The sequence below is a fragment of the Streptomyces sp. RP5T genome, assembly GCF_003933965.1.
Classification (GTDB): Bacteria; Actinomycetota; Actinomycetes; order Streptomycetales; family Streptomycetaceae; genus Streptomyces.
On the sequence record NZ_RSAJ01001329.1, the window covers coordinates 1 to 348 of the forward strand.

Consider the following 348-nt stretch of genomic DNA (forward strand, 5'->3'; position numbering starts at 1 on the left):
TGAGCCTCTTTCATCCTGAATAGTCGCAGGTCATGAGTGTGTGGATGGCTTGGACGGTGCGGCTGATGCGGCGGGTGGAGGAACGTGCTCTGCGCATGATGCGCCAGGACTTGAGCCGGGCGAAGGCGCGTTCGCCGGGGGCTCGAAGTCGGGCGTGGTCGCGGTTGAACTGCTGGTAGTGCTCGGGCTGTTCGCGGTGGTGGTAGTAGGGCGAGCGGAATGTGGCGCCGGCGCCCTGGTAGGCGCGGTCCGCCAGCACGAGGATCTGCCGGGTCAGGCAGGCCTGGACGATGCCGTGAGCTCGGGCCGCGGTCAGGTCATGTGTGCGGCCGGGTGTCGCGCGGGAGA

At 67.8% G+C, this 348-nt stretch carries 1 protein-coding gene; it reads right to left on the reverse strand.

The features are described 5' to 3' along the window. Positions 1–10: 10 nt before the first annotated feature. On the reverse strand, positions 11–348 hold a 338-nt coding region (locus EHS43_RS46070; RefSeq protein WP_148104409.1), incomplete at its 5' end, for a transposase family protein.